This is a genomic window from Streptacidiphilus neutrinimicus, from assembly GCF_000787815.1.
Taxonomy (GTDB): Bacteria; Actinomycetota; Actinomycetes; order Streptomycetales; family Streptomycetaceae; genus Streptacidiphilus; species Streptacidiphilus neutrinimicus.
This window is the reverse complement of the sequence record NZ_BBPO01000004.1, coordinates 118,815-141,156: the sequence shown is the minus strand read 5'-3', so window position 1 is coordinate 141,156 and position 22,342 is coordinate 118,815. Positions and strand designations below refer to the sequence as shown.

Annotated in this window: 29 protein-coding genes; 10 read left to right on the top strand and 19 right to left on the bottom strand. The window is 74.0% G+C overall.

Features of this window, described 5'->3' with window-relative positions:
- Positions 1-31: 31 nt before the first annotated feature.
- The 11 genes from TR48_RS46770 to TR48_RS04895 all read right to left on the bottom strand — a co-directional run bounded on the left by TR48_RS46770 (position 32) and on the right by TR48_RS04895 (position 9,439).
- Positions 32-133, bottom strand: a complete 102-nt coding sequence (locus tag TR48_RS46770) for a DUF6893 family small protein (RefSeq protein WP_439654438.1) — start codon at positions 131-133, stop codon at positions 32-34.
- A gap of 14 nt (positions 134-147) precedes the next feature.
- Positions 148-663: a hydrogenase maturation protease gene (locus TR48_RS04940; RefSeq protein ID WP_042364614.1), complete on the bottom strand. Its 516-nt coding sequence runs from the start codon at positions 661-663 to the stop codon at positions 148-150.
- A complete protein-coding gene (locus TR48_RS04935) occupies positions 660-2,090 on the bottom strand; it encodes a hypothetical protein (RefSeq protein ID WP_042364613.1) in 1,431 nt (476 codons plus the stop codon). The genes TR48_RS04940 and TR48_RS04935 overlap by 4 nt, the downstream gene beginning before the upstream one ends.
- Entirely contained in the window at positions 2,087-2,770 is a 684-nt protein-coding gene (locus tag TR48_RS04930) for a DUF6084 family protein (protein WP_236652009.1), read from the bottom strand. The genes TR48_RS04935 and TR48_RS04930 overlap by 4 nt, the downstream gene beginning before the upstream one ends.
- On the bottom strand, positions 2,767-3,426 hold the full coding sequence (locus TR48_RS04925; RefSeq protein WP_042364612.1) for a DUF5947 family protein: 660 nt from the start codon (positions 3,424-3,426) through the stop codon (positions 2,767-2,769). The genes TR48_RS04930 and TR48_RS04925 overlap by 4 nt, the downstream gene beginning before the upstream one ends.
- Positions 3,423-3,980 carry a NifU-related iron-sulfur-binding protein gene (locus tag TR48_RS04920; RefSeq protein WP_042364611.1) on the bottom strand — a complete coding sequence of 186 codons (558 nt, stop codon included), beginning with the start codon at positions 3,978-3,980 and terminating at the stop codon, positions 3,423-3,425. The genes TR48_RS04925 and TR48_RS04920 overlap by 4 nt, the downstream gene beginning before the upstream one ends.
- Complete coding sequence (locus TR48_RS04915) at positions 3,977-5,737, bottom strand: nickel-dependent hydrogenase large subunit (RefSeq protein WP_042364610.1); 1,761 nt, start codon at positions 5,735-5,737, stop codon at positions 3,977-3,979. Before TR48_RS04915 ends, TR48_RS04920 begins: the two co-directional genes overlap by 4 nt.
- Positions 5,738-5,809: 72 nt before the next feature.
- Entirely contained in the window at positions 5,810-6,886 is a 1,077-nt protein-coding gene (locus TR48_RS04910) for an NADH-quinone oxidoreductase subunit B family protein (RefSeq protein ID WP_042364609.1), read from the bottom strand.
- A 96-nt stretch (positions 6,887-6,982) separates the two neighbouring features.
- Complete coding sequence (locus TR48_RS04905; RefSeq protein ID WP_042364608.1) at positions 6,983-8,728, bottom strand: hydrogenase maturation protein; 1,746 nt, start codon at positions 8,726-8,728, stop codon at positions 6,983-6,985.
- 181 nt (positions 8,729-8,909) lie between these two features.
- Complete coding sequence (locus tag TR48_RS04900) at positions 8,910-9,200, bottom strand: hypothetical protein (RefSeq protein ID WP_042364607.1); 291 nt, start codon at positions 9,198-9,200, stop codon at positions 8,910-8,912.
- Positions 9,197-9,439: a hypothetical protein gene (locus tag TR48_RS04895; protein WP_042364606.1), complete on the bottom strand. Its 243-nt coding sequence runs from the start codon at positions 9,437-9,439 to the stop codon at positions 9,197-9,199. Before TR48_RS04895 ends, TR48_RS04900 begins: the two co-directional genes overlap by 4 nt.
- A 528-nt stretch (positions 9,440-9,967) precedes the next feature.
- Here TR48_RS04895 and TR48_RS42955 point away from each other — a divergent pair.
- The 4 genes from TR48_RS42955 to TR48_RS04875 all read left to right on the top strand — a co-directional run bounded on the left by TR48_RS42955 (position 9,968) and on the right by TR48_RS04875 (position 12,687).
- Positions 9,968-11,113 (top strand): baeRF2 domain-containing protein, encoded by a 1,146-nt coding sequence (locus TR48_RS42955; protein ID WP_042364605.1) that lies wholly within the window; start codon positions 9,968-9,970, stop codon positions 11,111-11,113.
- A 124-nt stretch (positions 11,114-11,237) separates the two neighbouring features.
- Entirely contained in the window at positions 11,238-11,699 is a 462-nt protein-coding gene (locus TR48_RS38595; RefSeq protein WP_152627794.1) for an ATP-binding protein, read from the top strand.
- Positions 11,700-11,799: 100 nt separating this feature from the next.
- On the top strand, positions 11,800-12,198 hold the full coding sequence (locus TR48_RS04880) for an STAS domain-containing protein (protein WP_052442401.1): 399 nt from the start codon (positions 11,800-11,802) through the stop codon (positions 12,196-12,198).
- Positions 12,199-12,261: 63 nt separating this feature from the next.
- Positions 12,262-12,687 (top strand): ATP-binding protein, encoded by a 426-nt coding sequence (locus TR48_RS04875; RefSeq protein ID WP_084728792.1) that lies wholly within the window; start codon positions 12,262-12,264, stop codon positions 12,685-12,687.
- Positions 12,688-12,717: 30 nt separating this feature from the next.
- Here TR48_RS04875 and TR48_RS04870 read toward each other — a convergent pair whose 3' ends face one another.
- Positions 12,718-13,647: a DMT family transporter gene (locus TR48_RS04870; protein WP_042364604.1), complete on the bottom strand. Its 930-nt coding sequence runs from the start codon at positions 13,645-13,647 to the stop codon at positions 12,718-12,720.
- A gap of 36 nt (positions 13,648-13,683) precedes the next feature.
- Positions 13,684-14,430 (bottom strand): SDR family NAD(P)-dependent oxidoreductase, encoded by a 747-nt coding sequence (locus TR48_RS04865; protein ID WP_439654437.1) that lies wholly within the window; start codon positions 14,428-14,430, stop codon positions 13,684-13,686.
- A 290-nt stretch (positions 14,431-14,720) separates the two neighbouring features.
- Between TR48_RS04865 and TR48_RS04860 the strand changes: the two genes are divergently transcribed.
- Positions 14,721-15,776, top strand: a complete 1,056-nt coding sequence (locus tag TR48_RS04860; protein WP_042364698.1) for an MGDG synthase family glycosyltransferase — start codon at positions 14,721-14,723, stop codon at positions 15,774-15,776.
- Between the two features lie 16 nt (positions 15,777-15,792).
- On the opposite strand, the gene TR48_RS04855 is transcribed toward TR48_RS04860, so the two are convergent.
- The 4 genes from TR48_RS04855 to TR48_RS42950 all read right to left on the bottom strand — a co-directional run bounded on the left by TR48_RS04855 (position 15,793) and on the right by TR48_RS42950 (position 17,417).
- Positions 15,793-16,017, bottom strand: coding sequence for a hypothetical protein (locus tag TR48_RS04855; protein WP_042364602.1), 225 nt, complete (start codon positions 16,015-16,017; stop codon positions 15,793-15,795).
- An 18-nt stretch (positions 16,018-16,035) separates the two neighbouring features.
- Positions 16,036-16,620 (bottom strand): type 1 glutamine amidotransferase domain-containing protein, encoded by a 585-nt coding sequence (locus TR48_RS04850; protein ID WP_201777086.1) that lies wholly within the window; start codon positions 16,618-16,620, stop codon positions 16,036-16,038.
- Positions 16,621-16,661: 41 nt separating this feature from the next.
- Entirely contained in the window at positions 16,662-16,985 is a 324-nt protein-coding gene (locus TR48_RS04845) for a hypothetical protein (RefSeq protein WP_042364601.1), read from the bottom strand.
- Between the two features lie 273 nt (positions 16,986-17,258).
- Positions 17,259-17,417, bottom strand: coding sequence for a hypothetical protein (locus TR48_RS42950; RefSeq protein WP_161789774.1), 159 nt, complete (start codon positions 17,415-17,417; stop codon positions 17,259-17,261).
- A 445-nt stretch (positions 17,418-17,862) separates the two neighbouring features.
- Between TR48_RS42950 and TR48_RS04840 the strand changes: the two genes are divergently transcribed.
- From TR48_RS04840 to TR48_RS04825, 4 genes are all read left to right on the top strand, one after another.
- On the top strand, positions 17,863-18,477 hold the full coding sequence (locus TR48_RS04840; protein ID WP_042364600.1) for a TIGR03086 family metal-binding protein: 615 nt from the start codon (positions 17,863-17,865) through the stop codon (positions 18,475-18,477).
- Entirely contained in the window at positions 18,474-18,698 is a 225-nt protein-coding gene (locus TR48_RS04835) for a hypothetical protein (protein WP_042364599.1), read from the top strand. The genes TR48_RS04840 and TR48_RS04835 overlap by 4 nt, the downstream gene beginning before the upstream one ends.
- 107 nt (positions 18,699-18,805) lie before the next feature.
- Positions 18,806-19,366, top strand: a complete 561-nt coding sequence (locus tag TR48_RS04830; protein WP_042364598.1) for a hemerythrin domain-containing protein — start codon at positions 18,806-18,808, stop codon at positions 19,364-19,366.
- Between the two features lie 17 nt (positions 19,367-19,383).
- Positions 19,384-19,659 (top strand): hypothetical protein, encoded by a 276-nt coding sequence (locus TR48_RS04825; RefSeq protein ID WP_042364597.1) that lies wholly within the window; start codon positions 19,384-19,386, stop codon positions 19,657-19,659.
- Positions 19,660-19,695: 36 nt separating this feature from the next.
- On the opposite strand, the gene TR48_RS04820 is transcribed toward TR48_RS04825, so the two are convergent.
- Positions 19,696-20,178, bottom strand: coding sequence for a flavin reductase family protein (locus TR48_RS04820; protein WP_042364596.1), 483 nt, complete (start codon positions 20,176-20,178; stop codon positions 19,696-19,698).
- Positions 20,179-20,235: 57 nt separating this feature from the next.
- On the opposite strand from TR48_RS04820, the gene TR48_RS04815 reads away from it, so the two are divergent.
- The gene (locus TR48_RS04815) at positions 20,236-21,201 is read left to right on the top strand and encodes an LLM class F420-dependent oxidoreductase (RefSeq protein WP_042364595.1); all 966 of its coding nucleotides are present in this window, start codon (positions 20,236-20,238) and stop codon (positions 21,199-21,201) included.
- 18 nt (positions 21,202-21,219) lie between these two features.
- Here TR48_RS04815 and TR48_RS38590 read toward each other — a convergent pair.
- Positions 21,220-22,342: helix-turn-helix transcriptional regulator (locus TR48_RS38590; protein WP_161789773.1), on the bottom strand; the 1,123-nt coding region annotated here is incomplete at its 5' end.

Below are 22,342 nucleotides of genomic sequence, written 5' to 3'. Positions count from 1 at the left end.
GGGCGTCGCGAGGTCCACCGTTCGGACGCGTCTACATCGAGCGCATCTTCAGATACCGCTTGATGTCCTCCATGTTGGCCACCGCGATGCCGACGGCCGCGAGAACGGTCATCCCGCAGAGAATCTTGAACATGTGCACCTCCTCGGTCAGTTCGATTTCAGAGCGGTCGCCGAGTCCTCGGCCAGCACGCGCAGGACGACGGCGACGGCCTCGTGCAGGGCCGTGGCGACGGGGGCGCTCAGCCCGATGCCCTCCTCCAGCGAGGCCGGTTCGCAGCCGACCACGACGACGCGGCGCGGGCGCGTCCCGCCGGTGCCGACACTGAGCGTGGCGAGCAGGGCGAGCACCGCGTCCGGCGTCATCCGGTGGCCGTCGATCACAGCCTCGGCGGGGTCGGCGATCTCGGCGTGGTCGATCAGGTAGACCGTCCCGGGTTCGCCGCCCTGGGCGGTGGCGTCGAGCAGCACGACGGTGTCGTAGCCGTCCAGCAGCTGGTAGGCGAGGTGGACGCCGCGCACGCCGATGTCCACGACCTCCACCCCGGGCGGCAGTTCACGCCGGGCCAGGCGCCCGGCGGCCTCGACGCCGAAGCCGTCGTCGGACAGGAAGATGTTCCCGAGCCCGGCGACCAGCACCCGGCGCGGGGCCTGTCGTCCGTTCATCGCGCCTCCACCGGAACCACCTCGTCGGGCTGGAAGTACAGGAACCGGCCCTGTTCGCGGCGCAGGTCCGCGCCCGGGTCGTCGTCGAGGGTGACGGCGAGGTGGACCAGCCCGTCGACGTCGTGCAGCACCGCCTCCACCAGCGCCGGCGCGTCGGTCAGGAACAGGTCCTGGGCGTCGCTGCGCCGCTTGCCCGGCCGCAGCCGCACCCTGCTGCCGGCCCGCACCGGCGTGCCGTCGACCAGGACGTGGTCGGTGCCGGGATCGACGCTGCGGTCCGCGGCCGGGTCCCACCAGGGCAGTTGGGGTGTCATCAGGTCCCCGAGCGCGGCCTGCTCCTCGCCCGGGGTGACCAGGACCGGCGGCCCTTCGGTGACCTCGCGCAGTGAGCGGACCGCGCCGTGCAGGCGCTCCCAGATCTCCGGGGGCAGCGAGTCGGCGAGGTCGACCACGGCGGCGGCGCGTTCGTCGGTGCCGCGCGCCTCGCGCTTCTCCTGCTCGGTGAGGGTGGCCGTGCGCAGGGCCAGGATCTCGTCGATCTCGGTGGAGTCGTAGAGCGCGCCGCAGCTCTCGGGGGCGATCCTGGGGTGGTCCTCCAGGATGATCGGCGAGGAGAGCACGACGTCCGCGCGACCGTCGACCCCGGCCAGCACCGGCCAGGTGCGCTCGTTGCGGCACTCGGCGACCAGAGCCTTGGCCCACTGCGGCGGGTCGGTCATCGAGACGAACGAGCCCGCCGTCAGGCCCAGCAGCAGGTGGGCGGAGAGCAGCGCGTGCGGCAGGGCCGCGTCCCGGTCTCCGGCGCGGCCGGCACCCGGGCTCCACTCGCCGGTGTTCTCGACGACCGCGCGCAGCCGCACCACCCGGTAGGGGCCCGGGAGTTCGACGGCCCACAGCCGCAGCACGCCGTCGATCCGCTCGCGGCGCCGCACCAGCCGCCCGACCGTGCGGCCCGTCTCGTCGCGGACCTCCTCCCTCTCCTCGGCGGCGGGGCGGCGGAACGGGAACTCCATCGGCTTGGAGCCGTGCTCGCACAGCTCGGCCACGGGCACCCGGAACTCCACGCACTCCTCGACGCCCTCGTCCCACGGGACCAGCACCTTGTCGGGCAGCTCCAAGCGGTCCGCCGTCCGGTAGGAGCGGTCCGGCCCGACCCGCTGGACGGTGCGCCGCTGCGCGTGCAGGAACCGCACCTGCGCGACGAGTTCGGCGTCCGCGCGCGGCTCGGCCAGGCACTCGGTGCGGTGCCAGGCGTGCTCGCCGACGCCCGCGCCGTAGGCGGGCGGGACCAGCACGCCGAACTGCCAGCGCATCCGGTTCTTGGCGGACGAGGCCCGGTAGGGATAGAGCACGTAGCCCTCGTAGAGCACCGCGTCGGCGGCCTCGCGGGCGGTGTCGAAGCACGGGCGGGCGGCCGTGGTGGTCACCTGGGGCTCCCCTCGGAGGTCAGCACGCGGGCATCCGTGGGGCCGTCCTCGCCGGCCCTCGCGAGCAGCTGCTCCACGGCGGCCTCCCAGGACGGGAGCGCATGGCGGGAGCGGTAGGCGCGCAGGGCGTCCAGCACGTCGCGGGGCAGGCGGAGCCAGCCGCAGCCGGGGAAGTGCTGGTCCATCATCTCCCGCCACACGGCCACCGGCATCCGGCAGACGGCCTCCTTGTTCCAGGGCACCGGCTCGACCTGGAAGCCGCCGGGGCCGCGGAAGGCCGTGCCGGAGAAGAGCAGCAGCAGCGGCACCTCGCCACCGGCCAGCGCCTCGCAGTACCGGGTGGCGGCGAGGTCGGTGTCGTAGCTGCACGGGACCGGCAGGTCGACCTCGGTGCTGCCGTCGAACCCGGGGACGACGACCGAAGCCTGGGCGAACTGCATCGGGTTGAGGCTGCGGCCCCACCGCTCCCGCTCGCCGAACAGGTCGCCGAGCCCCGCGGCCTCGGCGTCGCTGTAGCCGCGCTGCGCGGGTTCGACGCGGAACTGGCAGCGCAGCGCGATCGCGTGGACGCGCCGGTCCTCGCCGTGCGCGGTGATCCTGACGCGGAACACCAGCGTGGGGCCGACCGCGTAGGGCTCGGCGCGCACGCCGACGCAGGCGAAGTCCAGGCCGCCGCTCACCGGTCCGCCTCCGCCGTGCGCCTGAGCGGACGGGACCGGCGGGCCACGTCGGCGAAGAACGTGTCGAGTTCGGCGTGGGCCTCGGCGCCGCCGTCGAAGCCCTGCCAGAACATCCGCATCCGGCCGACGAGTTCGTAGGCCGCGTCGACGGGGACCAGGTGGCAGTCGCGGTGTCCGTCCGTGCGGCGCACGAGCAGCACCTCGACGTCGGGGAGGAGTTCGGCCGCGAGCGGGGTCGCGTCGGTGAAGCGCTCCCAGACGGCCGGTTCGATCTCGCTCTCGGTCACCCCGGCGGGACCGGGGAAGCAGGCGACGACCTGCCCGAGGACCGAGTTGCGCAGCAGGAACGCGACGCCGATGGGGATGCGCAGCATCGCCCAGGCGTCCTCGGTCAGCGGGGAGGCGGGGTCGTGCAGGTAGCGGCGCGGCACGGCGCGGTAGTGGACGCCGCCGGCGCCGTCGCGGTCGAACAGGGCGGCGCAGGGCGGGCAGGCACAGGCCAGGGCGCGCCGTTCGACGTCCACCAGGTGCCGGTGCTCGGGGGCGACCGGCGTCGCGCACAGCTCGCACCGCTCGACGGCGGGCGGGCGCGGCGCGGTGAAGCGCCGCAGCCCGCCGCGTGCGGTGACGGGAGCCGGCGGGTGGCCCGCGCTCATCGGGCCTCCGAGGGGACCGCGGGCCGTCGGCCGATCTGCAGCAGCGTCGGCTCGCGGCGCGCCGGCTGCTCGGCGGCGATCTCGACGGAGGTGACCTCCGGCGCGAAGCAGGACAGCGACGCCTCGATCCGCTCGCGCAGCGCGGTGTTGGTGCTCGGGCAGCCGCAGCCGTGGCCGCCGTCCTCGGCCTCACGCAGCGTCAAGCGGCCCTGCTCCTCGTCCAGCTCGACCACGTCCAGCGAGCCGGCCCCGGCCGAGCGCAGCGCGCGGCCGACGCGGGCGGCCAGGTCGTCGGGGTGCAGGTCGTGCAGGACCAGCAGCCCGGCGGTGACCTCGTCGTCCAACAGCGCGGTCAGCGGCGAGCCGGAGCGCCCGGACAGCAGCCCCACGACGCGGGCCAGGCCCGCGCCGTAGAACTCCATCAAGGCGCGCACGAGCTCCTCCGCCGCGGCGGCGGACGCCGGATCCTGCGCCGCGAGCCGGTCCAGCAGCTCCTCGACGCGGGCCGCGGTCTGCTGGGCGTTCGGCGCCTTGGTGTCGAGCGCGCCCGTCATCCGGCCAGACCGCTCAGGCCGGTCGGGACGTGCATCTTCTCCACCGTCTTGCCGTTGCCCACGTACATGTGGACGCCGCAGGGCAGGCAGGGGTCGAAGCTGCGCACGGCGCGCATGATGTCGATGCCCTTGAAGTTGTCCGGCGGGTTCTCCTCGAAGATGGGCGTGTTCTGCACCGCGTCCTCGTAGGGGCCGGGCGTGCCGTAGCTGTCGCGCACGGAGGCGTTCCACGGCGTCGGCGGGTAGGGGTGGTAGTTGGCGATCTTGCCGTCGCGGATCACCATGTGGTGCGAGAGCACGCCGCGCACGGCCTCGGTGAAGCCGCAGCCGATGGACTCGTCCGGAACCTCGAACTTCTCCCAGGTCTGGGTGCGTCCGGCGCGGATCTCCTTGAGCGCCTGCTCGGCGCTGTGCAGGGCGACGCCGGCCGCGTAGGCCTGGAAGTAGGTGCGGGCCCGGTTGCGCTCCAGCGCGTTGCTCCACTGCGGGATCTTCCACTCGAAGGTGGTCTCCGGCTTGGTGAGCGACTTGGGCAGGTTGATGATCACGCTGTGGCCGGTGGCCTTGACGTAGCCGATGTCGACCAGGCCGGAGAGCGCGGTGGACCACAGCCGGGCGATGGGGCCGCCGCCGGTGTCCAGCGCCAGGTGGTCGGTGCCGTCGAACCAGCGCGGGGACATGACCCAGCTGTACTTGTCGTCGAAGTTGCGCTTCTGCGGCGCCGGGATGGTGTGCTGGTTCCACGGGTGGCGCGGGTCGACCGGGTTGCCGAGCGGGTCGTGGGTGACGAACTGCTCCTGGCCCTCCCAGTCCTGGTAGTAGGAGCTGCCGAGCAGGATCCGGATGCCGAGGTTGATCCGGGTCAGGTCGTTGGTGACCAGCTTGCCGTCGACCACGACGCCCGGGGTGACGAACATGCGCCGTCCCCAGTCCGTCATGTTGCGGTAGGTGAAGTCGCAGTAGGCCGGGTCGTTCAGCGCGCCCCAGCAGCCCAGCAGCACGCGGCGGCGGCCGACCTCCTCGTAGCCCGGCAGGGCCTCGTAGAAGAAGTCGAACAGGTCGTCGTGGAGCGGCACGACGCGCTTCATGAACTCGACGTAGCGCATCAGCCGGCTGAGGTAGTCGGTGATCAGCTGCACCGAGGCGACCGTGCCGACACCGCCCGGGTAGAGGGTGGAGGGGTGCACGTGGCGTCCCTCCATGAGGCAGAACATCTCGCGGGTGTAGCGCGAGACCTGGAGCGCCTCGCGGTAGAACTCGCCCTCCAGCGGGTTGAGCGAGCGCATGATGTCGGCGATGGTGCGGTAGCCGTGCTCGGCCGCGTGCGGGGCCTCGGTGCGCTCGGCCAGCTCCAGCACGCCGGGGTTGGTCTCCTTGACCATCTTCTCGCAGTAGTCGACCCCGACCAGGTTCTCCTGGAAGATGTTGTGGTCGAACATGTACTCCGCGGACTCGCCGAGGTTGATCAGCCACTCGCCCAGGTGCGGCGGCTTCACGCCGTAGGCCATGTTCTGCGCGTACACCGAGCACGTGGCGTGGTTGTCACCGCAGATGCCGCAGATGCGGCTGGTGATGAAGTGCGCGTCACGCGGGTCCTTGCCGCGCATGAAGACGCTGTAGCCGCGGAAGACCGACGAGGTGCTGTAGCACTCGGCGACCCGCTTCTGCTTGAAGTCGATCTTCGTGTGGATGCCCAGACTGCCCACGATCCGGGTGATCGGGTCCCAGGACATCTCCAGCAAGCCGTCTGCCGCCATAGTGGTCTGCGCTCTTTCCTCGTCGATTCGATGACGTTTGTCAGCTGTCTCAGCTCTGGCCGGGCGCGCCGACTACCAGGGCTTGCGGTATCCGGTCGTCAGCTTGTCGCCCCGGTGACGCCACTTGGGCTCCTGGTCGACCGTCTTCATGGTCACGCCGCGCAGCCTGCGGATGGCCGCGCCGTAGACGCCGCTGGCGGCCGAGGAGATCTTGCCTCCGGGGGGCTCGTCCATGAACGGCATGAACTTGTCCGGGAAGCCCGGCATGGTGCAGGCGATGCAGATGCCGCCGACGTTCGGGCAGCCGCCGATGCCGTCCATCCAGCCGCGCTTGGGCACGTTGCAGTGCACCACCGGGCCCCAGCAGCCCAGCTTGACCAAGCACTTGGGCGAGTCGTAGGTGGTGGCGAACTCACCCTGCTCGTAGTAGCCGGCCCGGTCGCAGCCCTCGTGCACGGTGGCGCCGAACAGCCAGGTGGGCCGCAGCTTGTCGTCCAGCGGGATCATCGGCGCCTGGCCGGTGGCCTGGTAGAGCAGGTAGGTCAGGGTCTCGGCGAAGTTGTCCGGCTGGATCGGGCAGCCGGGCACGCAGACGATGGGGATCCCGGCCTTGGACTTCCAGTCCCAGCCCAGGTAGTCCGGCACGCCCATGGCGCCGGTGGGGTTGCCCTCCATGGCGTGGATGCCGCCGTAGGTGGCACAGGTGCCGATGGCCACGACTGCCAGCGCCTTGGGGGCGAGCCGGTCCAGCCACTCGCTGGTGGTGATGGGCTGACCGGTGGCCGGGTCGTCGCCGAAGCCGCACCAGTAACCCTCGCGCTTGATGGACTCGTTGGGGATCGACCCCTCGATCACCAGCACGAACGGCTCGAGTTCGCCGCGATCGGCCTTGAAGAACCACTCGACGAAGTTGTCCGCGCCCTGCACCGGACCGCACTCGAAGTCGATCAGCGGCCAGTGCACGGCGATCTTCGGCAGTCCGGGGAGCGCGCTCAGCGCGATCTCCTCGATGCTCGGCTGCGTCGCAGCCGTGAGGGCGACCGAGTCGCCGTCGCAGCTCAGTCCTGCGTTGATCCAGAGGATGTGGATCGGGGCCTCTTCTTGGGCCCCGATGTCCGCCGTGGCGGTGGAAGTCTGCGCATCCGACATGGATGCCTCCAAAGGGAAGGTTGTACGGAGCCAGACAACGGCGTCCTGACTCCTGGATAACGTGTGCCACGCCGTGGCGCGCGCCCACGGGGCGCGTCAGGGTGAGCCGGACACCGCCGAACGGTGGTACGCCGTCAAGTGCTCGGGAGTGGCCGTGGGCCGCTCCTTGCGGACGAAGGCGCGACGCAACGCGTGGTAGGGATGCTCGGGATCGAAGAAGATCGCGTGCATCCGGGCGAGCTCCTCCTCGCGGTAGGCGTGCAGCGGCCGCTCGCCCTGGTCGCGGTCCAGTTCGGCCTTCTTGCGGGCCGTCCTGGCCTGCGTTCCCGGGGTCGCGGCCAGCCGCTGGGCCGACCGGATGACGTTGGCGGCGAACTCCTCGGGCGTGCAGCCGAGGATCCGGTCCACCAGACCGAGGTCCAGGCCGCGCTCCGCGCCGACCGGCAGGGCCGCCTCCATCAGACGCTCCGCCTCGGCCGGGCCCACCCGCCGGGGCAGCGAGTAGGTCCAGTACTCCGAACCGTAGAGGCCCATCAGCCGGTAGTGGGGGTTCAGCACGGTGCCGGAGCGGCACCAGACCTCGTCGGCGGCCTGCGCGAGCATCACGCCGCCGGCGGCCGCGTTGCCGCCCAGGGCGGCGACGACCAGCCGGTCGGTGGTGGTCAGCACGGCCTCGACCAGGTCGTCCATGGCGTTGATGTTCGCCCAGGACTCGGCGGCGGGGTCGGGGGCGGCCTCGATGACGTTCAGATGGATGCCGTTGCTGAAGAAGTCCCGGCGGCTGCCCAGCACCAGCACCGAGGTGGGTCGGCGGCACGCCTCCTGGTAGGCGGCGAGCAGCCGGCGGCAGTGATGGGTGCTCATGGCCCCGCCCGCGAAGGAGAACCAGAGCAGGCCCACCTCGCCGACCTCCTGGTAGCGGATGTCGCTCCAGGTGCGGCGCCCGGGGGCGAGCTCCAGCGGGACGGGCGACTCGGGCAGCGTCAGCGGCGGCCGGTCCGTGCGGCCGCGGGCCGCGAGGGCCAGCGCCAGCGCGGCCGGCAGGCTGAAGGCGGGCGGACCGCCGGGACGGCGACGAGCCCGTAGCTGAGGGATCCACACCGCGCCGTCGACGGTCGCCCGGCAGACCGCGCCGGCGCGAGTGGCCAGCAGTTCGCCCGGGACGCCGCGCAGCCGGTCCTCCTCCTGCCCGCCGTGCAGGAACCACTCCACGCCGTCGATCTCGTCGAGCACCCCGGGCTGGGAGTCGGCCGACCACAGCCGCCGCAGGATCTCGGCCGTCGCGTCCCGCGTCCAGTCGATGCGGCGCTCGTCCTGCCGCAGCAGCGGCCGCGCCGAGACGAGCTCGCGCACCTCCGGTCGGTCCTGGGAGAGCGGCTGGTGGGTGCCGGAGGCGAACCGCTCGACCGCCAGCAGGACGGCCTCCAGGGCCGCGTCGCCCACCTCGCCCCGGTACAGGTCGCTCTTGCCGCGCGGCGGCAGCGGGCACGGCACCGTCGCCCACACCGGTCCGGCGTCCAACTCCGCCTCGGCCTGGAGCACGGTGACGCCCCAGCTGTCGCGCCCCTCCTGGACGGCCCGGTCCAGCGAGGACGGACCGCGGTCGCCCAGCGGTCCCGGATGCACGATGAAGCACGGGACGGACGACCAGACGTCGTCGGGGACGGCGGTCCTCAGCATGGGCGCGATGACCAGCTCAGGTCTCAGCCGGGCCAGCGCCGCGCGCAGCGACGCGTCGCTCAGGGCCAGTTCCACCGCGACGGCGTGGCCGCGGTCCCGCAGGGCCGCGAACACGCGCTGGGTGAGGCTGTTGAAGCCGGACGCCAGCAGCAGGATCTCCACAGGGGCCTCCTCGGGGGCCCGGAGCACCGCCCGTCCGGACGCGCGCCGGGTCCACCGGCAAGCCTGATACGCCGTCAACGACCGGCGCGGCACCCGCGCCGTGAGGTCACCCGAACGCCCCGGGACCGCCGGGGAAGTCCCCCGGTCGGCCGCGCTGCCTGCGGCGGCGCCGCAGGCGATGTCAGCGGCGCACGTCGGCGGCGTCGGCGTCGGCGTCGGCGTCGGCGTCGGCGGCCGGCAGCTTCTCGCGGTAGGCCTGGCGGACGACCTCCCACCAGTCCCAGCACTCCGGGCACCGGCGGGACGCGGCGATCTCGGCGACGCGGCCGATGGCCCGGCGGTCGCTGACGGGGTCGATCAACCGCCCGCACATCGCCACCAGGTGCCGCGAGCGGACGATGTGCCAGCACACCGTCTCCCGGCCGACCGGGTCGGCCGGCTGGTGCTCCGCGCGCAGCTCGTACCGGCTCATCTCAGCGCCGTCCCCGGGTCCGCGCCGAACGGCAGCAGTTCCGCGCAGCGGCGGCGGCAGACGGGACAGAGCCGTTCGGGGAAGACCTCGGCGGACGGCTCTGTCGTGCGCGTCGGGCCCTCGTGGTCCAGGCGGAGTTCGCACAGCGCGGTGTCGCTGCGCGCCAGGACCAGGTGCCACAGGTGGATCTCCCCCTCCTCCCACGCGCAACCCGGTTCCGCCTTCAGCTCCAGTTCCACCGATCTCACCTGCTCCAGCTCACGTCGAGCGCGTCGCCCCCGGTGTCCGTCCACCGCGCGCCTGCCCCGCGCCCCCGGAGGCAAACCGCGAGCCGTCCCGGCCGAGGAGAGCGAGAGCGGTGTCGCGTTCGGCGAGCCAGGTCAGGGCGCTGCGACCGCGGGCGCGGGCGTCGAAGGAGCCGTGCGCCGAAGTCGTGGCCGTCCGCCCCGTCGACCGGATGCCCCAGGTTGGCGGGCTGGTCCGGGGGCGGCGGGCTCGTCGGTCTGCTGGGAGCCGTAGCCGGTGCGCGCCGGGTAGCGGTCGAGCAGCGGCGCGGCCACACGCTGCGCCAGCAGCGTGGCGGTGGTGGAGGCGCCCACCCCGTACTGCTTGCGCCCGTGGGCGGCAGACGCCCGGGCCGGGGCACCGCGGGGAGGCGGCCCGGCGGCGCGCGGGGGCACGATTGTGGCGGGTGATCCGCGTGGGAACAGTCCGCGCGGGGCATGGGCCGTACTGGCGAACGTCGAACCACAGGAATCGAGGCAGCCATGGAACTGACCTTCCTCCATCCTCTGCTCGACCGACCCGGCCCCTGGGCCAGCGTGGTCATCGACACCTCGCGGACCACCGAGGACGCCGCCAAGCAGGCCGAACTGCGGATCCGCGCCGCCGCCAGGGACCTCGCCCGGCTCGGCGCCGACAAGCGCACCGTCGACGCGGTCACGCGCCACCTGGCCGGCGAGCCGCCGGCCGGCTCCCCCGCGGCACGCGCGGTCTACGCCACCGACGGCAAGGTCGTCCTGGACCTGCCGTTGGCCTGCGCTCCCGGCGCGCCGCTGACCGCCTGGGCCGCGCTGCCGCGGCTGGCCCCGCTGCTGCCCCTGCGCGCCGACCACCCCGACGTGCTGCTCGCCCTGATCGACCGCACCGGCGCGGATCTGGAGCTCTGCGACGGGCACGGCCGCCGTCCCCTCGCCAGCGCACAGGGGCCGCAGTGGCGCGGACACCGCTCCGTGCCCACCGACCGCTACGAGTGGCACTACCAGCACCGCATGGAGGACACCTGGGACCGCACCGCCCAGGTCATCGCCGACGAGGTCGCCCGGCAGCACACCGCGGCCCCCGAGTGCGTCGTGGTCCTGGCCGGGGACGCCCGCGAGCGGCACGAGGTGGTCCGCCGCCTCCCCCACCCGCTCGACGCCGACGTCACGGAACTGCCGAGCGGCGGGCGCGCCCCCGGCGGCGACCACGCCCTGGACCAGGAGCTCGAGGTCGTGCGGGCACGGGCCGAGGCCGACCACATGGAACGTGCCCTCGCCCGGCTCGCCGCCGGACGCGCGCGCGACCCGGAAACCGGGCACGCCGTCGCCCCCGAGCGCGGCGGCCGGACCGCCGAGGGCGTCCCCCAGGTGCTGCGCGCGGCACGCGACCGCAGCCTCGACACGCTCCTGCTCGGCGACTCCTCGGGCGACGCGGCCCGCACGGTGTGGACCGGCCCCGAGGCGTGCCAGCTGGCCCCCGGCCGCAGCGAGGCCCACGCGCTCGGCGCCCGCTACCCGGTGCCGGCCCGCGCCGACGACGCCCTGCTGCGCGCGGCCGTCGCACTGGACGCGGACGCGATCACGGTCCCGGCGGGAGCGTCCGGACCGATCGGCGGCGTCGGCGCCCTGCTGCGCTGGTCGCAGGCGGCCTAAGTAATCCGACGGACGAACAAATTCGACAAGGCCTGTCCAGGTAACGAACACGCGGGGGTGTGAGCCGGACGGCGTCGGGTACCCGCGCGAGAGCCGGATCTCGCGATTCCTCCAGGAGTCTTCGGTGATCTCATTGAGGTCGGCGCCGACGGGCCGGGCCCGTCTGCACCGCTATGACGCGCCGCTCGGGACGGGCCACGGCCTGCGCCACGTGCGGGACACCCTGGCGCGCTGGGGCCTGGACGGCGACTGCGAGCAGGCGTCGGACGCGGTGCTGGTGGCGGGCGAGCTGCTGGCCAACGCCCGGCAGCACGGCGGCGGCGCACGCGAGGTTGAGCTCTCCTGGCACGGCACGCGGCTCCGCATCGCGGTCAGCGACAGCAACCGGCAGACCCCGCGGCTGGTCTGGCCGCACCTGCCGGCCCGGCCCTCCGGCCATGGCCTGTACCTGGTCGAGTGCCTGGCCGGGCGGTGGGGCGCCTTCCCGCAGCGGGAGGGCAAGACGGTGTGGGCGGAACTCCGGATGCCGACGCGCTTCGGCCTGACGGCCTTTCCCCGGCCCCACGTCGACGGCTCCCCCCGGTAGCGGTCGGCCACGGCCGCCACGCGTCCGTCCTCCTGTTTGAAGTCCCTCGCGCGGGTACGCGCTGCATGCCGACGTGTTGACGATCCACCGGAGGCAAGTGATGAGGGAGACCCAGACCGTGTGCGGCGAGGGCCAGTCCGTACCGAGTCGACGACTGAAGGCCGAGAACGGGACGGCGGTGGGCACGGCCGTCTGCGCCCTGGTCGGCGACCTCGACCTGCACACCCGCCCGATCGCGGAGGGCGCGCTCGACCGGGCCCTGTCCGGCCGCCCGCCGGTCCTCTGCGTCGACCTGCGCGAGGTGCACTTCTGCGACTCGATGGGGCTCAACCTGCTCCTTGAGTACCGCTCTCGCTGCGCGGCGCCCGGCACCGCGCTCGCACTCGTCGCCCCCAGCTCGCGGGTCAGCCGGCTGCTCGAACTCACGGACACCGAAACGCTCTTCCCGATCTTCCCGGACTCCGGCTCGGCGGTGGCCGGTCTGCGTCAACGTGTGTGAACCGGTCGTGCCCGGTTAGACACGGTGTGTCGGGACCCCGCACCACGTCTGCAAGGGAGCGCCATGAGCCCGGACTCCGCCACCGCAGCCTCGTTCGGGCCGCGCCACCTCGACCTCCCGCACCGCGACGGGGTCGACCGGGTGGCCGCGGGCATCATGTTCGTCCGCGAGGCGCTGGCGGAGTGGCACATCGGCAGCGGGGAGGAACCGGCCATCGACGCGGTGCTCGTCGCGGCGGAGCTGCTGAGCAACGCGGAGCGGCACGGTGGCGGTGGGAGCTCCATGGACCTCGAGCACCCCCTGGGCCTGCTCCGGCTCACCGTCCACGACGCCAACGCCCGTGCCCCGCGCGCGGTCCACCCGCACCTGCCGGACCGCGTCGGCGGCCACGGCCTGTTCATCGTCGACCGGCTGTCGAAGGCCTGGGGCTGGCGGCCGGGCGGCGGTGGGAAGGACGTGTGGGCCGAACTGCCCCTGCCCGACCGGTGAAGGCGGCCGCGCGCGTCGGCTCGACGACGCTCAGTCGGCCCGGTCCGGCCCCTGCGCGCGGGCCTCGCCCGCCTCGTCGCCCGCGCCGTCGAGCGTGTCGTCGCGGGTGTCCCAGCCGGACGCGAGCGTCCGCGACCGGCTCAGACCGACGACACCGACCACGATCAGCGCGCACCCGGCCACGGCGGGGACGGTGTGCACGCCGAGGGCGAGCCGGTCCCCGAACAGGACCCCGCCCAGGACCAGGCTCACCAGCGCGTCGGCGAGCGTCAGCGCGGGCTGGGAGACGCGCAGCGTCCCCGCCCGGAGCGTGGCCTGGAGCAGCAGGAAGCTGGTCCCGCCCGTCGCGGCGAACACGTAGACCGGCCAGTCGAGCCAGAGCTGGGCGAAGCCCGCCGCGCCCGCGCGGGACAGGACCTCCTTGATCAGGGCCGCCGTCATCGCGAACCCGGTCGCCGTCGCGCAGCCGAGCAGCGCGGCGCGGGGCGCGCCGCGGACCGTCCGGGCCGCGGCGAGGAGGGCCACCACCGCAACGGCGACGGCCAGGCCGGTCATCGCCCAGCGCGCGGTGGTAGCCGAGTCGTCGCCCGGACGCGGACGGGTCGCGGCGAGGAACAGCGCCAGGCCGGCGGCCAGGGCCGTGAAGGCGCCCCAGGTGCGGCGGCCCGGGCCGCGTCGGAAGACCAGGGTGCCGACCAGCAGAGCGAACAGCAGCTCGGAGGCGAGCAGCGGCTGCACCAGCGAGAGGCTGCCGAGGCCCAGTGCGGCGGCCTGCGCGACCGCGGCCACGAGCAGCGCCGCCGAGCCCGCCCACCAGACCTTGCTGCGCAGCAACAGCCGCAGCCGCCGCGTCCCGGTCCCGCCCGCGGGCACGTCCAGGGCCGCCAGCCGTTGCAGGGCGGAGACGGCCGCGTTGGCGGCGGCGCACACCAGCGCGCACAGGACGGCCAACGAGGTCACCGGGTGCGTCCTCCCCTCGGGTCGTCTCGGCGGCTCTCAGCCGAAGCGGAAGGCCAGTCGCTGGTAGAGCCCGGGGACCGCGCTGCGCACGAGCCCCGGCAGACGCAGCCAGCCGGGCACGTAGACCTGTTCGCGGCCGAGCGCCACCGCGCGGCAGATGGCGTCCGCGACCCGGTCGGGCGGCATCGGACGCGGCCGGGAGCGGGCGTAGGGAACGCCGCGCCGCTCGAAGAAGGGCGTGTCCACCACGCCGGGGACCACGAGCGTGACGTGCACGCCGGAGCCGTGCAGTTCCTGGCGCAGCGCGTCGGCGAAGACCCCGAGGGCCCCCTTGGCGGCCGAGTAGACCGCCTCGTTGCGCACGCCCACGCTGCCCGCGACCGAGCCGACTAGGACGATGTGCCCGTCCTCCGCCGCCAGCATGGACGGCAGGACCAGTCGGACCAGGTGCACGGTGGCCCGTAGGTCGACGGTGAGCAGCCGGTCGACCGCGTCGCCGGGCATGGTCCACAGCGGCCCGGCCCAGCCGACGCCGGCCGCTGCCACCAGCAACCCGATCCGGTCCTGCCCGGCGAGTGAGGCCGCGGCGACGAGCACCTCGGTGGCGCCGGGCACAATCAGGTCGGCCGGGAACACGGCTCCGCCGGTGCGGGCCGCGACCCGGTCCAGCCGATTGCGGTCGCGTCCGTTCAGCGCGAGCCGCCAGCCGCCCTGGACGGCCAGCCGTTCGGCGACGGCCGCGCCGATCCCCGAGGACGCGCCGGTGACCAGGGCCACCGGCACGGACCGGTCAGCCTCGCTGTGTGGTCCTGCTCGACGTCCCGAAGGGCGTGCCTCCCGGTGGAACAAGATCACAGCGGGCTCCTGTCCGAACTGGCGGCGAACTGCGGCTGACTGCGACGGACGGCGGTGGGCGGCGGGAGGACAAGCGCCCCCGCGGGGCACGCCCGGCGGGCGGTCACTCCCCTTCCACCATCCCCGAGTCCGGGCGTTCAGGCGCGCCGAACCGGCCCCCGCGTGCCCGGCCGCCTACGGTGGGCAAGGTGAGCCGGTTCCTGATCCTCAGCGCGAGCATGGGCGACGGGCACGACGCCGTCGCCCGCGCCCTGGCGGGCCGGCTGAACGGTCAGGGCCACGACGCTGTCGCCGTCGACGTGCTGCGGTTGCTGCCCTCCCGAGCGGCCGGGGCGGCGCTGCGCGGCTTCTACCGGGGCAGCATCCGCCACGCGCCGTGGATCTACGCGGCCCTCTACGCCGCGTTCTTCCGGCCCGGCGCCGGGCCGGGCACCAGCCCGCTCGCCGCCGTCATCGGTCCGAGACTGCGCGACCTGACGGATCGCCTGCGACCCGACCTGGTGGTGCCGGTGTTCCACCTGGCCGCGCAGACCACGGGCCGGGAGCGGGAGCTGGGCCGCCTCACGGTGCCGACGGCCGTGCTGGTCACCGACTTCGCCGTGCACCGCCAGTGGCTGCACGCGGGCAACGACCACTACCTGTGCCTGACCGAGGACGCGGCCGACCAGGCCCGCGTCGGCACCGGTCGTCCGGCCCATGCCGTCGGCGCCGTCCTCGCCGATCGGTTCCTCCCGCCGCTGGCCCCCGCGCGCAGCCCCGCTCCCGGGCGACCGCGCGTGCTCCTGTCGGCCGGGGCGTGGGGCGCGGGGACGCGGTTCGCGGAGACCGCGCGGACCCTGGCCGCCGCGGGCTTCGCACCCGTGGTGCTCTGCGGCCGCAACGAGCGGATGCGGCGTTCGCTGAGCGGGCTGCCCGGGGTCACCGCCCTGGGCTGGCAGCGCGACCTGCCCTCGGTGCTGGCCGCGAGCACCGCCCTCATCGACAACGCCGCAGGCCAGACCGCTTTGCAGGCGCTGGCCCTCGGCGTCCCCGTGGTCGCCTACCGGCCCCTGCCGGGCCACGGCCGCGACGGCGTCCTGGCGATGGCCGGCCTCGGCCTCACCCGCCTGGCTGACTCCCCTGGCGCCCTGCTGGCCGCGCTCACCGAGGCGAGCCGAGGGCCGCAGGGCCCTCCCCCGGGCCTGGGCCGTCTCTTCCCGGGGACGGCCGCGACCGCCCTCGCCGCCCTGGCGACGCGGCAGCCGGCCGGCTCCGCGTCCCCGGACGGCGTCTGACGGCGTCGCGGCCGACTCAGGGCGCGCCTGGGCCGACGGGCTTGGGTTCGGGCTCGGGCGGCTTGGCCGGGGGTTCGGCGGGCCGGGCCGGCTCAGGGTCGGGGTAGGGCATCGGGTCCGGGGCGGGCCCTGGGCGCGGCAGCGGGCGGTCCGGGTCGGGAGGCATCGGGACCGGGGGATCCGTCGGGCCGGGGATCGGCACCACGTCGGGGTCCGGGGGTGCGGGGATCGTGGCGTGCACGGCGTGCTCCTCCTCGGGTCAGTGCCGGGCGGTCGAGTGCTCGGCCGGCGCCTGTCGGGCGAAGTGGGTGACGAGCGCGTCGTCGAAGGCGTCGAGGTCGTCGGGCTTGCGGCTGGTGATCAGCACGCTGTTCCCGCCCTCGCAGACGACGAGCTCCCGGTCCACCCAGTCTGCCCCCGCGTTGCCTAGGTCGGTACGCAGGCTGGGCCAGGAGGTCATCGTCCGGCCTCGGACCACGTCGGCCTCGATCAGGGTCCACGGCCCGTGGCAGATCGCGGCGACGGGCTTGCCCGCCGCGAAGAATCCGCGCACGAAGGCCACCGCCTCGGGGTCGGTGCGCAGGAGGTCGGGGTTGGCCACGCCGCCCGGCAGCACCAGCGCGTCGTAGTCGTCGACCGTCTCGTCCCCCACCACCGCGTCCACCGGGAACCGGTCGCCCCGGTCCAGGTGGTGGAAGGCCTGGATCTCCCCCGACTCGGTCGACAGCAGGCGCGGCGTGCCGCCCGCCTCCTCGACCGCCTGCCAGGGACGGGTCAGTTCGACCTGCTCGGTCCCCTCCGGGGCCACCAGGAAGGCGACCGTACGTCCTTGAAGTGTGATCACGTCTCAGCTCCCGTCGGTGCTGTGTCGATGGCCGCGGCGCGTCAGCGTCCGAGGGCGCTGGCCAGCTGACGCTTGTTCATCTTGGAACGGCCCTGGATGTTCCGCTGCTTGGCCTCCTCGTACAGCTGCTCCCTGGTCGGGCCCTGGGCGCCGCTGTGGGAGCGCAGTCCGCCGCGGCGGCCGGAGGAGATGTCCTGGAGGGAGGTCCGGCTCGCGGTCTTGGACTCCCCGTGCCGGGCACGTTCCTTGTTGACGGTGCGCGCGGCGATCTCCTCGGCGCGCTTCTCGCTCTCGCCGCGCTCCTTGGCGCTGTCCTTGATGTGCTCGTACTGCCGTTCCCGCTTCGGGCTCGATCCCCTGGGCATGGCAGCGCTCCTCTCCTCGGTTCGGCCCTTCTCGGCCGTGCTCGGCCTTGCTCGGTCAGTGGTTCGGGGCGGCCGCGCTGACGCGGCCCGGCGCGGACGCCGACGCGGACACGGTGACGGGCCGGCGCGTGATCATCTCTCGGATCTTCTGGCTCATGGCTCTTCCTCGCCTGTGAGGTCCTGAGGCGACCGCTCGCCCCGACAGGCCGCGCCTACCCGGGCCGGGAGCGCGTACACGCCACATCGACGCCACCGGGAACCCCCTAGAACCCGTCAGGGGGCCTCGTCCAGGCTCGTGGCGAGGGCGATGCAGCCGGCGTCGATCTGCTCGGCCACCTGTGCCGGCAGCACCCGTACGGTCCGCACCGTCTCGATCGAGCCGAGGACCCGCTGCTCACGCAGGGACAGCGCGGGGCCGTGCTGTGCCTCCATGGCTGCCTCTCGCTGTCGTGTCGACGCGGTCTGTGAGGCGCCTTCCCGGGACGGGCACTCGCATGCGCGCCGACCTTCCTCGTGCGAGGGGGCTGGTCGGCGGTGGGCATCGGAGTAGGCGCGGGTGAGTCCGTCACGGGTTCACAGGGGACCCGGCCGGGCCGGCCGATCGCCGTAACGGGCCCTCCCATGCGACCTACGACGAACGCGCGCGTGCGCCGCCCCCGCGCCGGACCGCGCTGGGACGTCGGCGCCGAGGCCTCTGCCCTGCCCACGGCGGCGTGTGCCCCGTCCGCGGCGAAGTGGGCGCCGTCCGGTGTGCCGTCCGACGAGGGTTCGTTCATCGCCTCACATCTCGGCGCGGTCGGGTGTCAACCGGCGTCGGCGGGGCAGTCGCCTGGCCCGGAGGAAGAGACCCATTCGGGGCCATGTGAAGGAGTAGCCCATGGTCACCCGCGGACCCATCGTCACCGCCCTGCCGCACGCCCACGACGCCGCGCTGGAGCTGTTCGGCCGGCTCGTCCGGGAGGTGGAACCGGACCAGTGGGCCCTGCCGACGCCCTGCCGGCAGTGGACGCTGCGCGATCTGGTCAACCACGTCACGGTCCAGGAGCAGTGGCTGGCCCTGCTGCTGGCGGGCTCCTCACCCGCGGACGTCGGCGACCGCCTCGACGGGGACCAGCTCGGCGACGACCCCGTCCTGGCCTTCAAGCGGGCGGCCGCGGAGGCGGAGGCGGCGGTCCACGGCTCCGGCGCGCTCGACGGCGCGGTGACGCTGTGGGCGGGTCCGGCCCCGGCACGGCATCTGGTCAGCCAACTGGCGATGGACCTCGTCGTGCACAGCTGGGATCTGGCGCGAGCCGTCGGCGCCGACGACCACCTGCCGGGCCCGCTCGTCTCGTTCGCGCTGCGGGAACTGTCCGGCTACGCCGAGCGACTGGCCGAGTCGGGCCTGTTCGACCCGCCCCTGCCGGTCCCGCGCGGCGCGGACTCGCAGACCAGGCTGCTGGCCCTGACCGGGCGTCAGGCAGCGGCCCGGCGGACGGAGCCGGCGCCGTGATCAGCGTCGAGCTGCCGCTGCTCGCGCTGAGCGAAGGAGCACTGCTCATCCCCGCCGAAAACGTGACGGCCCTGCTGCGGGACATCGCCGGCGAGTACCGCAGCTGGGGCCGGGCCGACCACTCCGAAGCCCAGGCCGTCGCGGACGCGGCCCACGTCCTGGACCGCCTGGCCGACCAGATCGACGTCGAGTGCATCGCCGTCACGGACGACTCCGCCTGACGCTCCTCCGGGGCCCCCACGACGCCGTTTGTTCCCGTGTGACGGGGTAACCGCGCAGCACCCGGGGGAACCGGCAAGCGACCGCCACGGAGGAAGGAGCCAGGGCCATGGGTCACGGCGGGAACATCATCGAGGAACTCAAGGTCGACCACCGCGAGGTGGAGGCCATGTTCGACAAGATCAACGCCCTGCCGTTGGGCGATCCCCGGCGTCGCGAGGTCGCGGACGAGTTCACCATCGAACTGGTCCGCCACTCCGTCGCGGAGGAGATGTACCTCTACCCGGCCGTGCGCGAGCGCGTTGCGGGCGGCGAAGCGATGGCCGACAAGGAGCTCGAGGACCACTCCACGGTCGAGGGGCTGCTCAAGAAGCTCGAGGGCATGGACGTGAAGCGCTCCGAGTTCGACACCCTGGTCGCCGGCATCATCACCGAGGTCACCGGCCATGTCGCCGACGAGGAGAACCGCCTCTTTCCCGCCCTGGCAGCCGCGTGCACTCCCGCGCAGCTGGACGAGCTCGGCGAGAAGATCCGCTCCGCGAAGGACAGGGCCCCGACGCGTCCCCACCCCGCGGCCCCCAGCACTCCCCCGATGAACAAGATCCTCGCCCCCGGCGCAGGCCTCGTCGACCGCGCCCGCGACATGCTTTCCGGCCGCGGCCGCTCGTAACCGAGGCGGCACCGAGGATGGATCCCGTCGAGAGCGGGACCGCGGTGGAGATCAACTGCCGGCCGGAACGACGCGACCCACCGGACGACCTGCTGCTCCTCGCCGCCGAGCAGGGCTGCCTCTTCGCCGTCGACACCGACGCGCACGCGCCGGGGCAACTGCACTGGCAGACCTCCGGCTACGCCCGGGCGGCCCGCGCCGGACTGGGCGCGGACCGGCTGGTGACCACCTGGCCGCTCGAGCGCCTGCTGCGCTGGACGTCCGCTACGGCCTCCCCCATGCGGGACGGCTAGGGCGTGATCCACAAGACAGGCCCTGGTGCCGGGGTTCTACGCGGGGTGGCCGGCGTCGAGGTCGCGGACCTGGCGGTACATCAGCACGGGCCCGGGGCGCGCCTGGCGGGCGTCGAGGGGATCGAGCAGAAAGCCGACGTGGTCCCCCCAGTCGGCGCGGTCGAGGACGCGTCCGACGAGCCACGCCGCAGCACCGCCGAGCAGCGGCACCCCTTCCGGGCCCGGCGTCCAGGGCGTCCGGGCGAACTTGTCGACGCCCTCGTCCTCGGTGAGGGCGCCGAAGAGCCGGGCGAGCGCGAGCGCGTCGTGCGGCAGCGTATGCACCGCCAGCACCGCCGAACGGGCGGCGACCGCGTACGTCCGGTTGGCCTTGGAGAGCCAGACGGTGAACCGCGGCGGATCGATGGAGGTCTGCCCGGCGAAGCCGACCAGGCAGCCGGCCCGCTCCCCCGAGCAGGCGGCCGTGACCACGTGGACCGGGTAGTCCAGCGCCTGGACGAACCCCTCGAAACCGCTCATCACTGGTCTCCTTCCGGTTTCCGGTTTTCCGGCTCCTGCCCCGGGAAGGCGCGAGCCATGGTGAAGATCGGATACACGATGATGGGCGAGCAGGCCGGTCCGCGACAGCTGGTCGAGGACGTCGTGCACGCCGAGGCGGCGGGTTTCGACTTCGCGGTCGCCTCCGACCACTACTTCCCCTGGCTGGAGGAGCAGGGCCACTCGCCGTACGTGTGGAGCGTGCTGGGCGCCGCCGCCCAGGCCACCTCGCGGATTCCGCTGATGACCTACGTCACCTGCCCGACGACCCGCTACCACCCGGCCGTCGTCGCGCAGAAGGCGGCGACGGTCCAGCTGCTGTCGCAGGGCCGGTTCACCCTGGGGCTGGGCTCGGGCGAGAACCTGAACGAGCACGTCGTCGGCGAGCCCTGGCCCTCGGCCGAGGTTCGCCTGGACCGGCTCTCGGAGGCGGTCGAGATCATCCGGCGGCTGTTCGGCGGCGGGTATGTGACGCATCACGGGACCCACTACGACGTCGACTCCGCGCGCTTGTGGGATCCGCCGGAGCCGCCTCCGCCGATCGGCGTGGCCGTCTCCGGCCCCACCTCCTGCGCGCTGGCGGGACGGGCCGCCGATCTGGTGATCGCCGTGGAGCCGGACCGCGGGCTGCTGGAGGCGTTCGACGCGCACGGCGGCACGGGCAAGCCCCGGGTCGGGCAGGTCCCGGTGTGCTACGACCCGGACCCGGCCGTCGCCGTCGAGCGGGCCCACGAGCAGTTCCGCTGGTTCGGGTCCGGTTGGAAGGTCAACTCCGAGCTGCCGGGTCCGGCCGCCTTCGACGCGGCCGCCCGCTTCGTGCGCCCGGAGGACGTGGCGGCCGCCATCCCGTGCGGCAACAGCCTGGACTCCTTCGCCGAGGCGGTCCGCGGCTACGTAGAAGCCGGTTTCACGGACGTCGCCCTGGTGCAGATCGGCGAGAAGTCGCAGGACGCCTTCCTGCGCTGGGCCGAGGACGAGCTCCTGCCCGCGCTGCGGCGCCTGTGAGCCGCCGGGCCCGCGGGCTCAGGCGTGCAGGGTCGTGCTGGGCGGGCAGTGGTAGAGGTCCTGGTAGCGGGCGGCGAAGCGGCCGGCGTGGAGGAACCCCCAGCGTGCGGCGACCTTGGAGACGGTGGTCAGCGCCGGGTCGGCGTCCACCAGGTCGCGGTGCGCCCGCCGCAGCCGCACGTCCCGCAGGGAGGCGAGCGGGGTCGTGCCCAGGTGGCGCCGGAAGGCGTACTGCAGGGCGCGCGGGGTGACGAAGGCCGCGCCCGCGATGTCGGCGAGCGTGATGTCCCGGTCGGCGTGCGCCTCGATGAACGCCGCCGCGCGGCGCACCGTGAGCGGGGTGGCGTCCGCCGTCTCCCCGGAGAGGTCGGGCGAGGCGGCCGCGGAGTTCCGGAAGACGGCCAGCGCGGTGGCGGCCAGCAGCTGCGCGGCGTTGGCGACGACCAGGCGGGTGGCGTACTCGGGACGTTCGAGCAGGGTGGCGGTGCAGGCAGCGGTGGCGCGCCACCGGTCGGCCGCCCCGGGCGAGGACGCGCGCAGGGCGGCGAAGCGCAGGGGCCCGGACTGGTCGGGCAGCTGTCCGGCGACCTTGTGGAGCAACGTCAGCGGCAGTGTGACGGTCTGCACGTGCGCGTCGTGGGTGGCGGCGGTGTGAACCGTGGCCGGCCGCCCGGTCAGGAAGACGTCACCGGCGGTCAGGCGCTCCTCTCCGGAGGGCGTGCCCCGGCTCACGGCGCCCGCCAGCAGCTGCCCGACGACGACCTGCGAGGCCGGCTCGGAGGCGAAGTCGAGCGCGCCCGGAAGCTGCTGGTCACCGGTCTGGAAGAGGTCGGCGTCGGTGTGCTCCAGCCGGAAGGTTCCTCCCGACGCCGATGCGGCCATCCGGATCGGCGTGCCGTACGCGGCGACGAGCTCGCTTCGCGCCACCTCGGGGTCGGTGGTCACCAGGCGGTGGCGCGTCGGGGCGGCGCAGCCGACCGGGGCGGGCGTGGGAGCGGGCCGCGACGCGTCGGCCAGGACGACGGCGCAATGCCAGGGCAGGGTCCGCCCGACCGCCGCGGCGTCGCCCGTCAGCTTCCGCCGCGCCTCGGCGGCGGTGCCGCCGGTCTGGTGCATCACGACGCCGGTGGCGCGCTCGACC

Bases quoted from the DNA above. Each gene is read 5' to 3' on its own strand.
- TR48_RS46770 (WP_439654438.1), bottom strand. From the start codon at position 133: ATGTTCAAGATTCTCTGCGGGATGACCGTTCTCGCGGCCGTCGGCATC.
- TR48_RS04940 (WP_042364614.1), bottom strand. From the start codon at position 663: ATGAACGGACGACAGGCCCCGCGCCGGGTGCTGGTCGCCGGGCTCGGG.
- TR48_RS04925 (WP_042364612.1), bottom strand. From the start codon at position 3,426: ATGAGCGCGGGCCACCCGCCGGCTCCCGTCACCGCACGCGGCGGGCTG.
- TR48_RS04920 (WP_042364611.1), bottom strand. From the start codon at position 3,980: ATGACGGGCGCGCTCGACACCAAGGCGCCGAACGCCCAGCAGACCGCG.
- TR48_RS04915 (WP_042364610.1), bottom strand. From the start codon at position 5,737: ATGGCGGCAGACGGCTTGCTGGAGATGTCCTGGGACCCGATCACCCGG.
- TR48_RS04910 (WP_042364609.1), bottom strand. From the start codon at position 6,886: ATGTCGGATGCGCAGACTTCCACCGCCACGGCGGACATCGGGGCCCAA.
- TR48_RS04900 (WP_042364607.1), bottom strand. From the start codon at position 9,200: ATGAGCCGGTACGAGCTGCGCGCGGAGCACCAGCCGGCCGACCCGGTC.
- TR48_RS42955 (WP_042364605.1), top strand. From the start codon at position 9,968: ATGGAACTGACCTTCCTCCATCCTCTGCTCGACCGACCCGGCCCCTGG.
- TR48_RS04880 (WP_052442401.1), top strand. From the start codon at position 11,800: ATGAGGGAGACCCAGACCGTGTGCGGCGAGGGCCAGTCCGTACCGAGT.
- TR48_RS04875 (WP_084728792.1), top strand. From the start codon at position 12,262: ATGAGCCCGGACTCCGCCACCGCAGCCTCGTTCGGGCCGCGCCACCTC.
- TR48_RS04860 (WP_042364698.1), top strand. From the start codon at position 14,721: ATGGGCGACGGGCACGACGCCGTCGCCCGCGCCCTGGCGGGCCGGCTG.
- TR48_RS04845 (WP_042364601.1), bottom strand. From the start codon at position 16,985: ATGCCCAGGGGATCGAGCCCGAAGCGGGAACGGCAGTACGAGCACATC.
- TR48_RS42950 (WP_161789774.1), bottom strand. From the start codon at position 17,417: ATGGAGGCACAGCACGGCCCCGCGCTGTCCCTGCGTGAGCAGCGGGTC.
- TR48_RS04840 (WP_042364600.1), top strand. From the start codon at position 17,863: ATGGTCACCCGCGGACCCATCGTCACCGCCCTGCCGCACGCCCACGAC.
- TR48_RS04830 (WP_042364598.1), top strand. From the start codon at position 18,806: ATGGGTCACGGCGGGAACATCATCGAGGAACTCAAGGTCGACCACCGC.
- TR48_RS04825 (WP_042364597.1), top strand. From the start codon at position 19,384: ATGGATCCCGTCGAGAGCGGGACCGCGGTGGAGATCAACTGCCGGCCG.
- TR48_RS04820 (WP_042364596.1), bottom strand. From the start codon at position 20,178: ATGAGCGGTTTCGAGGGGTTCGTCCAGGCGCTGGACTACCCGGTCCAC.
- TR48_RS04815 (WP_042364595.1), top strand. From the start codon at position 20,236: ATGGTGAAGATCGGATACACGATGATGGGCGAGCAGGCCGGTCCGCGA.